This window comes from Altibacter lentus, assembly GCF_000746845.1.
GTDB lineage: Bacteria > Bacteroidota > Bacteroidia > Flavobacteriales > Flavobacteriaceae > Altibacter > Altibacter lentus.
On the sequence record NZ_KN050846.1, the window covers coordinates 2465756 to 2479650 of the forward strand.

General features: G+C 38.9%; 11 protein-coding genes. All 11 read right to left on the minus strand.

Going from position 1 to position 13895, the window contains the following annotated elements; translation table 11 throughout:
* Positions 1 to 255: 255 nt before the first annotated feature.
* The 11 genes from JS40_RS11480 to JS40_RS11525 all read right to left on the minus strand — a co-directional run bounded on the left by JS40_RS11480 (position 256) and on the right by JS40_RS11525 (position 13180).
* Entirely contained in the window at positions 256 to 810 is a 555-nt protein-coding gene (locus tag JS40_RS11480; protein WP_034260712.1) for a DUF3347 domain-containing protein, read from the minus strand.
* Positions 811 to 830: 20 nt separating this feature from the next.
* Positions 831 to 1283, minus strand: coding sequence for a heme-binding domain-containing protein (locus JS40_RS11485; RefSeq protein ID WP_034260714.1), 453 nt, complete (start codon positions 1281 to 1283; stop codon positions 831 to 833).
* Positions 1284 to 1901: a DUF3347 domain-containing protein gene (locus JS40_RS11490; RefSeq protein WP_034260716.1), complete on the minus strand. Its 618-nt coding sequence runs from the start codon at positions 1899 to 1901 to the stop codon at positions 1284 to 1286.
* A 17-nt stretch (positions 1902 to 1918) separates the two neighbouring features.
* Complete coding sequence (locus tag JS40_RS11495) at positions 1919 to 2443, minus strand: DUF3347 domain-containing protein (RefSeq protein WP_051957577.1); 525 nt, start codon at positions 2441 to 2443, stop codon at positions 1919 to 1921.
* A gap of 471 nt (positions 2444 to 2914) precedes the next feature.
* Complete coding sequence (locus JS40_RS11500; protein ID WP_233273966.1) at positions 2915 to 5233, minus strand: multicopper oxidase domain-containing protein; 2319 nt, start codon at positions 5231 to 5233, stop codon at positions 2915 to 2917.
* A 74-nt stretch (positions 5234 to 5307) separates the two neighbouring features.
* Positions 5308 to 5628 carry a four-helix bundle copper-binding protein gene (locus JS40_RS15290; protein WP_084677494.1) on the minus strand — a complete coding sequence of 107 codons (321 nt, stop codon included), beginning with the start codon at positions 5626 to 5628 and terminating at the stop codon, positions 5308 to 5310.
* An 85-nt stretch (positions 5629 to 5713) separates the two neighbouring features.
* Positions 5714 to 6277 (minus strand): helix-turn-helix domain-containing protein, encoded by a 564-nt coding sequence (locus tag JS40_RS11505; protein ID WP_034260723.1) that lies wholly within the window; start codon positions 6275 to 6277, stop codon positions 5714 to 5716.
* A gap of 2 nt (positions 6278 to 6279) precedes the next feature.
* The gene (locus JS40_RS11510) at positions 6280 to 7578 is read right to left on the minus strand and encodes a TolC family protein (RefSeq protein ID WP_084677495.1); all 1299 of its coding nucleotides are present in this window, start codon (positions 7576 to 7578) and stop codon (positions 6280 to 6282) included.
* Positions 7575 to 11327: an efflux RND transporter permease subunit gene (locus JS40_RS11515; RefSeq protein WP_034260725.1), complete on the minus strand. Its 3753-nt coding sequence runs from the start codon at positions 11325 to 11327 to the stop codon at positions 7575 to 7577. Before JS40_RS11515 ends, JS40_RS11510 begins: the two co-directional genes overlap by 4 nt.
* A 108-nt stretch (positions 11328 to 11435) precedes the next feature.
* The gene (locus JS40_RS11520) at positions 11436 to 11855 is read right to left on the minus strand and encodes an HYC_CC_PP family protein (protein WP_034260727.1); all 420 of its coding nucleotides are present in this window, start codon (positions 11853 to 11855) and stop codon (positions 11436 to 11438) included.
* 110 nt (positions 11856 to 11965) lie between these two features.
* On the minus strand, positions 11966 to 13180 hold the full coding sequence (locus JS40_RS11525) for a site-specific integrase (protein WP_034260728.1): 1215 nt from the start codon (positions 13178 to 13180) through the stop codon (positions 11966 to 11968).
* Positions 13181 to 13895: the final 715 nt, after the last annotated feature.

The window sequence follows — 13895 nt, forward strand, 5'->3', positions numbered from 1 at the left end:
ATCAACTTTTCTTTTTCAATAAATTTATTGTGCCTAATTAAGAGAAAGGGCCTTAAAAACCAACCAGAAATACGTGCCCTCTCTCTTATTAGGACTTAAATTTTTGCCTGACTTGGGAAGGAACTAACACTAACCATCAATTATTTTCCTTCCCACGACAGGACTTATAAACTATTCTATATTCTCCAAAAACTCTATAACTATCTGTTAACTAATAAACCAGAACAAGAAAAGGACTTCTTGGATAGGGATAATCTATTGAATAGTCTTTTCTACTTTGCCACACTTAAGCATCTTGCTCCCGTAATACGGATTCCTCACTTCACCCTTTTGGCTCAACCACGCGCTACCATTATCGTACATTGGGCAAAATTGTTGGTACAATGTATTTTTTGTTCCAGTAATGGCCACCATATCCGTGATATCCTTGCTTAACGTTTTAAAATGTTCGCGTTGGTGGTCTATGGCGCTTTCGGCAATATGCACGGCGTGTTCGGTGGCATCTTCTATAATATCTGCCAGCTCGCTTTGTTGTTCTTTTGTATAGTTACTGCTGTCAAATGCTTTTAAGGAAGCCACTAATGTAGTGCCTAATTGTGCCGCTTTTTTGGTATCATCAGCCACCAAGGCATCTTTTAGGTTGAAATAGTCATTTAAAATTACTTCTGCCTTTGCATCAGTCTTGGTATCCATCATTTTACTATGGTCCATTTTCATATTGATGTGGTCCATTTTATCTTTTTCCTGTGCATAAACAAAAGAAACTGTTAACAATAGCATTGCTGCTATACTCATTTTTATCTTTTTCATAATTTTAATTTTTAGATTATTTATAAACTGTCTTTTAATTGTGTTACCCAATTGATGATTTCTTCCGTTTCTTCTTTCGAGAACTTGGCGTCTCTATGAATTAAGGTGTATGAATTCAAGGGCATCTCACCACTTTCAATTTGCTTGATGATAGACCTTAATTTACTTGTCTTTCTGCGACTTGACAATGAATCCCATTCGTTGAAATTTAGCTCTGCCTTACCTTCTTTAATGTGGTCTTCCAAGAACCAAGCAACTGGCTGAACTCGATTATACCAAGGATATTGGGTGTTGTTACTGTGACAATCATAGCAGGAAACCTGTATCTTTTTCTGAATAGCCTCCGGAACCTTATGCACCACCATAAAATCTGTTTGGGGCACGGTATCGTTTTGGTTATAGTTCACCGGAATAAACTGAATGAGCACAAGCGCCACCAAAAGAATTCCCGCTATGATTTTTACAATCTTCATTTAGTTGATTTCTTTCTGGACTTTACCGCAGGTTAACATTTTACTACCGTAATACGGATTCTTAACGTCCTTGCTCGTGCTCAACCAAGCGCTACCGCCATCATACATTGGGCAAAACTGTTGGTACAAGGTGTTTTCTGTTCCTGTAATAGCAACCATATCTGTTACATCCTTGCTCAATACTTTAAAGTGCTCTCGCTGGTGTGTTATATCGCTTTCTGAAATGTGCTCTGCGTGTTCTACCGCATCCTCAACGATGTCCTTTAAATCTGATTGCTGCGTATCGGTGTATTCTGAAATATCGAGCTTTCCTAAGGTTGTTGCGAGGCTTGCCCCAAGTTCTTTGGCTTTGGCATTATCATCGTTAACCAAAGCGTCCTTAAGTTTAAAATAGTCGGTCAAAATAGCTTCTGCTTTTGCGTCTTGACCATTGTTCATTGCTATTTCATCATCTTCATTCATTGGTTTATCATCCATCATATCATCCATCGATTCTTGATGCATCTCATTACTCATAGGCGCTGTGGGTTCGTTTTTGTTTCCGTCTTTGCAGGCAGTAGCACTAAATAGAACTAATGCCAGTCCGGCAATCATTACATTTTGTTTCATCATTTTCATAATTATATATTTAAGGGTTATTTATTAATGGTTTTTTTGACCGACCCGCACTTCAGCATTTTCTCTCCGAAATAGGGATTGGTAATTTCTTTTACATCTGCATACCAATAGGCTCCTTCATTGTTAAATGCCATTGGGCAGTATTTTTTGTATATGGTTCCTTCAGATAAGGCATCTTCAAACATAGGCCCCGCCTTTTCCGTGAACTGTGCAAAAAGTTCCCTGACCTCTTCTATATCTTGAGCATCAGCCATTTGTTGTGCGAGCTGTTTCATCTCCATTCGTTCTTCACCAAATGATGCTGCCATATCCTTGCTAATGGATTTTGCTTGACTCTCATCGCTTTTTGCCAGCGCCATCTTGATTTCAAGGTAATTGTGCCATACCTTCCCGGTCATCCCGTCTATAAAGCCTTGGTCTGCCACATCTGCAGTGTTTTCTTTTGCGGTCTTTACCTCTTCAGGTGTGTTAATCTCTACAGTTTGTTTTTCCTTGCAGCTAATAAATGCTATAAGTGCAAAAGCTGCGATTGTTGTTTTCATTAGTGTTTTCATTATTCTTATTTTAAATTGTTACTCTTTAAACTTTTACAAATGACCTGTAGGTTCCATCTAAATATCATCAGATTATAATAGACATTCAACAATCAACTGTTTAATTATTTTTTATAAAAACAATATCGAAAAGCGTTATTGTTTTAGGTCGATACATTGGTTTTAAAAATCCGATACTGTTAAACTTCAGAACCTTCCTGTATCCCTATTATTGAGTTATTACTTTTTTCTTTTACCGGCTATAAAAAATATTAACCATCCCAAAAGGGCAAGTCCTATTATCCACCAAAATATCATCATACCTTTAATTTTTATAATTATCGTTTTAAGAAAGATTACCCTCTATATGTTGTTTTCGCTCCTTTGTCAATTTTCCCATCATATGAGTACCCCTTCCTATCATTTTATTATTGTTCGTTAATCTTAATACTTATTGTTAAGGTGTTAATCAAGGAACTTTTAAAATCTTAGAGAAAGCCCACCACCTGCACCAAAACGGTTGTCGTAGCTTCCCATTAGTGAAAAATTCTTTGATAGTAAATATTCTACTCCTGCGCTCCAAGTAACCTCTTCTTTAAAATTAACCCCTTGTGGCAGGTCATCTACCCAACCAAAATCCATTTGGTATTCATACATTCCAAATATGATGGTTCTTGGAAAAATTGAGATGGCACGACTCAAACTTATCTGTGGGCGCAACTTACTGTCCGTACGGACATCAAGTGTAAAGAGGTAAGGGGTGAGGTATCGTATTCCTGCTATCGCTGTAGTTGTTATTTCATCAAGGCTATCCTCCATTCCATTTTCAATATTTATACCACCAAAAACGGTCAAATAATCATATAGATACCTGTCATATGCTACCTCTACTTCCATATTCTTGTTCCATCCATATTCGCCCCTCAGTGAAAACTGGTTACGGATGTTTGAGCTTACTAAGTTCAAGGTGGTCATATGTGATGCAGCATCTACCATACCCCAAGAATAAAATTGGTCTGTTTCGTGTATAAGTTTAGATACTGGAAACTCTTCTAATCGTGGGTCGCGAGGTGTATCATAACTCACAATACGAGCCATACCTCCCATCATATGATAAAGTATGTGACAGTGAAAAAACCAGTCGCCATATTCATTACCATAAAACTCGATGGTTATTTCCTGCATAGGCGGTACATTTACCGTGTGTTTTAGGGGTGAGTATTCCCCATTCTCGTTGATGACCCTAAAAAAATGTCCGTGTAGGTGCATCGGGTGGTGCATCATCGTTAAGTTATTGAACGTGATTCGGGTTACTTCATCTCCCTTTATCTTTATCTTGTCCGCTTCAGAAAGAGGTACACCGTTCAAGCTCCAGATATACCGTTGCATATTTCCAGTAAGGTTCAACAAAATTTCGGTTACAGGCACGTCGGGGTCATAGTTGGTTTTCTCGGGTGATTTAAGATAATCGTAGTTGTATTCTGAAAACATATTCATTCCCTGCATTCCATCCGGTTCGTCCATTTTCATATCATCCATTTTTTTATCCATTTTTCCCATTTTGGAATGGTCCATCTGCATTGAATCCTTTGGCTTTTCCATAGACATATTCTTCATCTTGTCTCCTCCCTTCATAGCCGATTGTTCCATTTCCATTTCTCCCATTGTCATATCGCTCTTTTGCATTCCCCACTTTTCCTTCATTTCGTAGCGCTCATCCTTTCTTGGTCTAAATTTTAATGCTGGTGCTCCCATTTTCATTTTCATCTTCGCCATTTGCTGCATCATCGCAATTTTATCTGGTCTTGGTATATCTGGTGCAGCTATCACCTCTCCCTGGCCCAAATAGGCAGTAGCTGTGCCAGAACCATCCTGTGCCATAATCTTGTATTCGAGTTTTCCGTTGTCAGGTATCGTGACGATAAAATCATAGGTCTCTGCAACACCAATAAAAGTCTTGTTCTTTCTTACGGGAACTACATCCTTTCCATCAGCTGCCACCATCAATGGGTCTTCCCCTCCAAAGGTCATCCAAAAAGAGGTTGATGCAGAACCATCGATAATGCGCAGACGTACTTTCTCTCCTGGTTTAAATTCGGGATATTCAATTTTCTCTTCTCCATTGATAAGAAATGCTGGGTAATAGATATCGGCAATATCGGCTCCTTCCATTCGTTGCCTCCAAAAATCGACCTGCGCACCCAAAGCACCTCTCGCAATTACTTGGTTAAGTGGCGTGGCCGTCCCTTTTCTGATATTGTACCATTCTGTGCCACGCTTTAAAAATCGTTGTACATCCCTTGGCTTTTCGTTAGTCCAATCTGAAAGTAGTAGCACGAGCTCTTTATCATATTCTAAATCTGTTTTTTCCTTGGGCTGTATTACAAAAGGACCATAGATACCACTTTGTTCCTGTAGCATTGTATGGGAATGATACCAGTAGGTTCCATTTTGCTTAATAGCAAATTCGTATTTTAAAGTCTTGCCAGGTTCGATAGGTGGGGTGGATAGATAGGGAACGCCATCGTAGAAATTTGGCAACAGAAGGCCGTGCCAATGTATCGATGATTCCACGCTCATCTCGTTCTTGACATAAATTACGGCATATTCGCCCTCATTAAAATTGAGTGTTGGCCCGGGGATTTGGCCATTTATGGTCATCCCCATAACTTCCTTGTCTGCTTTGTTTACGAGCTCCTCCCGTAGAGTAAGGGTATATTCCCTTACGGGCAGGTTATCTACATTGCCTTCTACGGAAGGCTCGGTCTGTGCTATGGCAGTTGATGATACAAGAATCATCAAAAGAATTAAGATTTTTGAATTCATAAGTGCTATTTTAAATTAAATGTATGGTCTGTAAAATCAGTTTTGTTTTATGCTAAATAGCTTTCACAGGCCTCAGCACATTTTCTACAGGCTTCTGCACAATCTTGACAGTGTTTGTGGTCGTGCTGTGAACATTCATCTGCACAAGCGTTACAAACTTTTTGACAGTAGCGTACCAAATCATCTACGTCTTCAAACTTGGTTGCCAACACCTGAGCCAAAGTGCTGCATACTTCTGCACAGACGCGGTCTGTACGAATACAATTGACCATCATTTTTACATTTTCTTCTTCTAAACAGGCATCTGCACAATAGTTACAATGGTTGATACAATTGCCAAGGGCGCTAATTAATTCAGAGTTTCTCATCATTTTTGTTTTTAATTAAACATTTAATTTCCAAGGGAAATTACTGCTGTAAATCAACAGCTTGTGTCATAATTTTGGTTCTTATCTACATAATTTTGTCCAACGAATTCCTAAAATTCTTTTGTTGGGATTTATAGGTCGAAAGGCTCATTCCCGTCTCGCTTTTAAACTGTCCGCTCAAATGGTTGATGTGACTGTAATCGAGCAGTTGCGCCATTTCAGTAAAATTGTGTTCGTTAGCCTGTACGAGTTCTTTTACCTTTTCAATTTTTAGTTTGATGAAATATTTTTCAATAGTAACACCTTGCGTAAAAGAGAATACCTTGCTGATTTTTGAATACTCGTGTCCCAAGGCATCCACCAAATGTTCGGACAGTTTTTTATCAAGTTGAATCGGTAGTTCCTGCATCGTTTTTATGAGTTCAACCTTTACCCGTTCGGTCAACTTATCTTCCGTACTATCGATGAGCGAAAAACCGTTTTCTTTCAATACCGCTTCGAGTTTGTCCAAATCAAGGGCATCAATGTCCAGCTGTAACCGACCCAATTCAATCTGATGCAACTTGATGTGATTTGCTTTCAGTTCATCCTTCAACACCTTGATGCAACGGTCGCACACCATATTTTTTATGTAAAAATCTTTTACCATTGCTATTGAATTAAATAATTTATGATGGATTGTTGCACGTAATACATCTGAACAGATTCTATCTGATTCATTTGAAATTTTAATTGCAGTTCCTGTATATCAAGCACATCGTTAAAATCGATGGTTCCCGTTTCATAATTCTTGATTAGAATTTGCTCGGCATCTTTAGCCTGCTTTAAATTCTTAGTCTGAGTATTGAATTTAATTCGGGCTTGGTTGCGTTGGGATAACGCTTTCGCGAAAGCGGATTCCAAAACATTCAATCGTTGCTCCTTTTGAGTTTCGATTTCTTGCTGGCGTAGCTCATTTTGCCTTGTAATAGACTTGTACCTATTGTTAAAAATGGGTATGGAAACCGAAACCATTGGCATCAAGATATCTTTTCCGTTATCACTGAACATTACATCATTACGTGCAGTTACTGGCAGGTAATCCACGCCAAAGCCAACCATAGGTAGGCTCTCACGCTGATTGAGCAATTCTGATTGTGCTATGGATTCATATAATTTATCGTACTTGAGCAGTTCAGGATTGAGCGATAAAGCTTCCGTGCCGTTTATAGGGTCATCCTCTGGGATTTCCATTATTGCAACTATATCAACCGTGCTATTATCATCCCGATTGAGAAGATTATTAAATGTTGTTTGTTCTGCGCTAAATTCCTCTTCCAAAACCTCTTTTTGCTGCTGCAATTCATTTTGACGAATCTGCAACCGCAATACATCTACCGCAGATGCCTTGCCCACTTCTACCGAGGTAAGGGCAAGTCGCTCATAGGTTTTTAATAGTTGAATGTTCTCGTCAAGTACCTCTTGCTTTGCTCTTGTTTCATACAATCTGTAATAAGATTGCGCTACTGAAAGCGCCAATTTCCGTTTGGCAATTGTGATTTCCACATATTCAGCTTCGGCCATAGAAGTCGCATAATTTTCACGTGCGGTAACGGTTCCAAACCAAGGCAACATCTGTTTTACGCCTATCCGTGCTCGTTGTGCGCCCACCCTTGTTTCTGGCTCACTTACAAAATAGCCTGCGCTTACTTCCGTATTAGGTAGCCAGTTTGCTTCATTGACCTTTTCTTCGGCAATATTGTAGCGCAATTCAAAAGCCTGAATTTCTGGGTTATTAGCTTCAGCTTCTTCAATGTAGGACTGTAATTGTTGCGCCTGCCCGCCGATTGAAATCAGTCCAATGCTTATAATTAGTAGTGCGTTCAGGCGGGCTTTCGCACTTCGTCTTCGCTCAGCATAAACTTCAGCGGAAACAAACAAAAGACAGATTATGATTTTTATATTTTTCATTTGTTTGCTCTTTTAAGTTGGTATTCTTTTTTCCAGCTATATAAAACTGGTAAGAGAAAATAGGATGTGACGTCGATTATCATTCCGCCAAAAATGGGGATTGCCATCGGTATCATAATGTCGCTTCCTTTTCCTGTAGATGTGAGTACTGGCAACAATGCCAAAACTGTGGTCACGGTGGTCATCAAACACGGGCGTATTCGTTTTCCTGCGGCTTCCAATGTGGCGAGACGTATGCCTTTTTTGCTATCTGGTTCGTTACTTTTGAAAGATTGGTCTAAATAGGTTGCCATTACAACACCATCATCAGTTGCAATACCGAAAAGGGCAATAAAACCGACCCACACGGCCACACTTAAATTGATGGTTTTCATATTGAACAAGTCCCGTAGGTTCTCGCCAAAAAAGCTGAAATTGAAAAACCAATCCTGCCCATAAAGCCAAATCATTATAAAGCCACCTGCAAAGGCTACGGCGATTGCTGTAAAAACCATAAGCGACGTAGAAACCGACTTGAACTGGAAATACAAAATCAAGAAAATGACCAGCAAACAAAGTGGCACAACCACCGATAACGTTTTTTCTGCCCGTAATTGATTTTCGTATGTTCCTGTAAATCGGTAACTGATTCCTTGTGGCACGACCAAATCGCCATTATCTATTTTCTGTTGAATGAGCGCTTGGGCATTTTCAACCACATCTACTTCGGCAAAGCCATCGAGTTTATCAAAGAGGACATACCCTATCAAAAATGTATCTTCGCTCTTAATGACTTGTGGGCCTTGCTCGTAGCGTATTTCTACCAGTTCGCCCAAAGGAACCGGACTTCCAGTTGATACAGGTACATAGATACTTTTTAAATCTTCTGGATTTGCTCGCAATTCCCGTGGATAGCGTACTCTTACACCATAGCGCTCACGTCCTTCTACTGTTTGGGTAAGTGGCATACCGCCCACAGCTACTTGAAGGACTTCCTGAACATCCATTATGGAAATCCCATAGCGTGCTAACTGGTCTCGTTTAATGTCAATCAATAAATAAGGTTTACCCACGATGCGGTCTGCAAAAACAGCTTGTTCTTTGACACCTTCGGCTTGTTTTAAAATATCTTCCAGTTGCAGTCCAAAGTTTTCTATGGTTTTTAAATCTGGTCCTTTTACCTTGATTCCCATTGGTGCTCGCATACCTGTTTGTAGCATAACGAGTCGTGTCTCTATGGGCTGCAACTTGGGCGCAGAAGTCACGCCTGGAAACTTGGTTACTTTTACAATTTCATTCCAAATGTCATCAGGACTGCTTATTTCCGGTCGCCAGTTTCGATAATATTCCCCATCGTTATCTTCAATCAAATCATTGCGTGTTGCACTTGTTTTGAGTTGTGACGCTTCATAGTTAGCATCATCATCGATTTCATTATTTGGGTTTATAATGAACTTGTCATTTTTCAGAACAAATAGACCATCATCGTTTACACGGTAGCGTTGTCTTTCGCCATTCTCATTTCGCATATATTCAGACTTGTACTGAATCACGTTTTCATACATTGAGAGTGGTGCAGGGTCGAGGGCAGATTCTGTCCTACCTGCTTTTCCCACTACAGTTTCAATTTCAGGGATGCTTGCCACGGCCATATCCAGCTGTTGCAAGACACGCTTGTTCTCTTCGACACCAGCGTGCGGTAAGGATGTCGGCATTAACAGGAATGAACCTTCATTAAGTGCCGGCATAAATTCCTTCCCTGTGTTGCGCATTATGACCACACCTAAAATCAGCACCGTGGTTGGAATAATTAAAAATAGGTATCGATTTTGAAGTGCCCAGCGCAAAATGCGGTCATAGTATTTTCGGAAAACAGTAAACACACCAAGTAATCCAAAACAGATAATGGCAACAAAAATCAAATTCATTAGAATACTTCGGTCAAAACCAAGCGGTCGCCAGTATTCGGCGAGTAGAAAAACAATCGCCATACAGGAAATAACAATATGAATAAGATTAGCTCGATTTTCTGTAATTCTATCCCTTACGCTCAAAAGCGCAACAACACCGTAGGCAATCAAAATGAGACCAAGCCAATAGCCATAAAAAATGGCTGTGATACCAAGTACGATCAGAACACCATTAATAATGTACTTTGAGCGCTCCATTAGGTTACTTTTCTTAAAAAGAAACGCGGCAAAAGGCGGTATTAAAAACAGCGCGATTACAAGCGATGCAGCAAGTGCCATTGTTTTTGTAAAAGCCAATGGTCTGAAGAGTTTCCCTTCGGCACCTATCATCGTAAACACAGGTAGGAAACTGATAATCGTCGTGAGCACAGCGGTTAAAATTGCACCAGAAACTTCCGCAGTAGCGTTGTAGATGATTTCGTTTGTAGTGTATTCTATTCCGCTTTCGCGAAAGCGTAATTTTTCATCTTCCAGATGCCGAATCATATTTTCGGCAAGTATAACGCCCACGTCCACCATTGTACCGATAGCAATGGCAATTCCTGACAAGGCAACAATGTTGGCATCTACATTAAAGAGCTTCATTGTTATAAAAACCATTAAAACGGCAACAGGCAACAGGCCAGAAATTAGAATGGATGCACGCAGATTGAACACCATTACGATGATGACCAAAATGGTAATCAGGATTTCAAGTGTAAGGGCTTCATTGAGCGTGTGAAGTGTTTCCTGAATAAGTTGCGTTCGGTCATAAAAGGGAACGATAGTCACTTGTGATGTACGACCATCTGCCAAGGTTTTTGTAGGTAGTCCGGATGATAATTCAGCTATTTGGTCTTTTACATTATTGATGACTTCCAATGGGTTTGCACCATAGCGGGCTACCACGACACCGCCTACCACTTCGGCACCTTCTTTATCTAAAATACCACGACGTGTCTGCGGTCCCAAATGGACATTGGCGATGTCCTTGATTCTGATAGAAGTAAAATTTTCAGAAGCGACTACCGCATTTTCAATATCTGCAACAGATTTCACATACCCTAAACCACGAACCAAATATTCAGCTTGATTGATTTCCAAAGTCTGCGCACCAATGTCTTGATTACTTTCCTTTACCGCCTTTACAATATCGGTCAAGCCGATGTTGTACTGACGCATTTTTTCAGGGTCAACATCCACTTGGTATTCTTGAACATACCCACCAATTGAGGCTACTTCTGAAACACCACTTGCCGAAGACAATCCGTATTTTACATAGTAATCCTGTATGCTACGCAATTCTTGTAAATCCCAACCGCCAGTTACGTTGCCCTCTTTATCTCGACCTTCCAGCGTGTACCAAAAAATTTGTCCCAAGCCTGTAGCATCTGGACCCAATGCAGGGTTTACACCATCGGGCAATAAGTTTGCGGGAAGCGAATTGAGCTTTTCAAGGATGCGGCTGCGTGACCAATAGAATTCTACATCTTCTTCAAAAATGATATAGATACTGGAAAAACCGAACATTGAAGAGCTTCGGATGGTCTTGACACCAGGAATTCCCAACAATGAAGTTGTGAGCGGATAGGTAATCTGGTCTTCGATATCCTGCGGTGAACGCCCTTGCCATTTGGTAAAAACAATTTGCTGATTTTCGCCGATGTCTGGAATGGCATCAACCGCTACAGGATCAGTTGGTAAAATACCTGTTTCCCAATTGAAGGGTGCATTAACGACTCCCCAACCTACGAATAGGGCGAGTAGTATAACGGCAACAAGTTTGTTTTCTATGAGAAATTTTATGCTTTTATTTAGCATACGATATGATTATTAGATAGTTGAAATTGTGCAAAGTAGAAAATACTGTACACGAGCTTTAGCCCACTACAGCGTAACTGTTGGGCTTTGTTTCAAAAGTCTAATAAATCAAATTAAAAAAGTCTGGTGCAGCACTTGCACATCCCGTTTGACAAAGGGGGGCGGGTAATCGATGAAAGGAACATCGTTAGATTCAATTCCTTCAAAAAGACTTAAATACGAATATGTAAATGAGGCAACAAAGACTTGTTGCTCTAAGGTAAGTTGGTCAAATGAAACTTTTAAATCATCCTTTCCTTCTTTAACGACTTGCTTATCCGTACAACACGTTTTTTCTGAAAGGGTTGGGTTCTCACAACTTGTAGTAGCCTGAGCTTTTTCCATCCCGCAAGTTTTCGCTTTCTGAACGAATGAAAAATCTACCAAAGAATCTCCACAGTAATGCATATCAATAGTAAATGACATCGTAGTCATAAAGACTACAGCTGCCATAAAAACCGCCATTGATTTGTGAATATATTGATTCATTTAAATGCAAAATTACAAAAATTTAACATTTTTTATCGTGATTAACAGAATTTTAATTTTGCTCAGAAGAATAGAACTTAAGCTATCTAAATTTTGTTTTAATATTTTTTTCAGAAATTTACTACGCTTTCCAAGGCATCATCAGCTTCTTTATGTATAAAATTAGCTTGATAATTTAATGTTGTCTTTAAATCGCTATGGCGGTATAGCTTCTGAAGCATTAAGGGGTGAATGGTATCACCAGCGATGTTACCAAAAGTATGCCTCGCAATGTGCATAGTAACCTTCTTATCTATTTTTGCCTTTTTAGCAATAGACTTTAGATTATCATTAAATTTTTTGGTAGCTGTCTTTCTTTTGTTATAGATGTCTTTAGCGTCATCGAGATTCGCTTTTTTCAATTCAGGGAAAACAAAATCCGTTGGGTATCTCTTGTCGTCCCTGTAGTAGTCTAAAATTTTAAAAACTTTATCTGGTATTTTCAATGATAATAATTTCGAGTTTTTATTCATTCTATAATGTAGTCTGCCGTCATAAATATCGGACCACTTTGTCCATAGTACATCAGTAACTCGCATTCCTGCAAAATTGAAGCTGAAAAGCCAAACGTTTCTTGTGTGCATTTCAGCTAACGTTAAATTATCAAGAGCCTCTATAGCTCTTACTTCAATAATATTCAACCCAATTTTATTTGTTTCCGGAAATTTAATTTTAATCTTATCACCACCAAAAGGGTACAATTCCCTACTAACAATTTTAAGCTTTATTGCCCTATTGAACAATAAGCGGATAAATACCAGTATATTCATTATTGACGTTTCAGCTAGAGAATGTTCAACTTTTAGATATATCATCAATTTCTTCAGGAAACGCTCGTCGATTTCCTGAAAGGAAAGTTGTTTGGATTTATTGAATTTTAAGATATAAGTTACCAAAGCACTATCTGTGGATAGGCGGTTTAATTTTTCAGCAGCTTTCAATTCATTGAGATGCTCTTGGGCAAGTTCAAAAAAGGTAGAAGTATTACCCAATGCGTATAGCTCTTTTTTGATTTGGTTTGCAGAAGCATCTTTGTGTTCTGATTGCAAATCAATAAGTGCTTTATTGGCATCAGAAAGTTCTTGTGATAACAACTTGTTTAAACTTTCTGCGTTTTGATTTGATTTTTTTACTCGAATGTTTTTTTCGTCCCAATCCTCTAAGTCGATATAATGACCAATATATTGGTATGTTGAGCGACGATTTTTTGTGATACGAATAGCTAGTGGATATAGACCTTTACTGTTCGGTTTTTTGCGTAGTACTATTTTTGCATTTGACGACATAATTGACCTGTTTTGAGTACGAAAGTCAAATCAGGTACAACATAGGTACAACATTGTATTTTGAGCTTAATTTTTGTTGTAAACTTTCGATAAAGATACAAATTTATTAGACTTTTTAGGTACAACATAGGTACAACAAATGCTGAAATCAATTGATATTAGATGATATCAAAGAAAATGATGTTTTTTATAATCAATTGAAAATGAGTGACTTTGGTGTTATTTAGGCAAATGTACGCTAGACTTAGGATCTGGTGCCGCAAGGTGTGGAGGTTCGAGTCCTCTCGCCCGCACAAAGCAAAACCCTTCCGGCTAGGAAGGGTTTTTTTTTGGAAACAAGGAAGTGAAGAAGTTGGCGTCGGCCTTGGCCGGAATACATTTCTTTTATTGATACGAAGAGGAACTTATAAAGTTGCGACGCTTTTTTTAAAGTCACATGCCAGATACATCCTTATTCATTATCTTTGATTTATTAAATAATTAGTATACATAAACCAAACAATATGGGAGTAGGGAGTCTTGTAATAGCAACCATTGGATTGTGCTTTTTGATAGCGATCATCATCGAGGTTAAAGAACGTTTTTAAGAAGAGGAAGTCGTTCTTTTTAGTTTTAAAAAAAGAAGCTCCAGTTTTCACTGAAGCTCCTAGCCAATAGTAATCAAATTAAAATTTAAATTAATTGGTGTTGCTATGATATGACCTTGAAGAAAGGG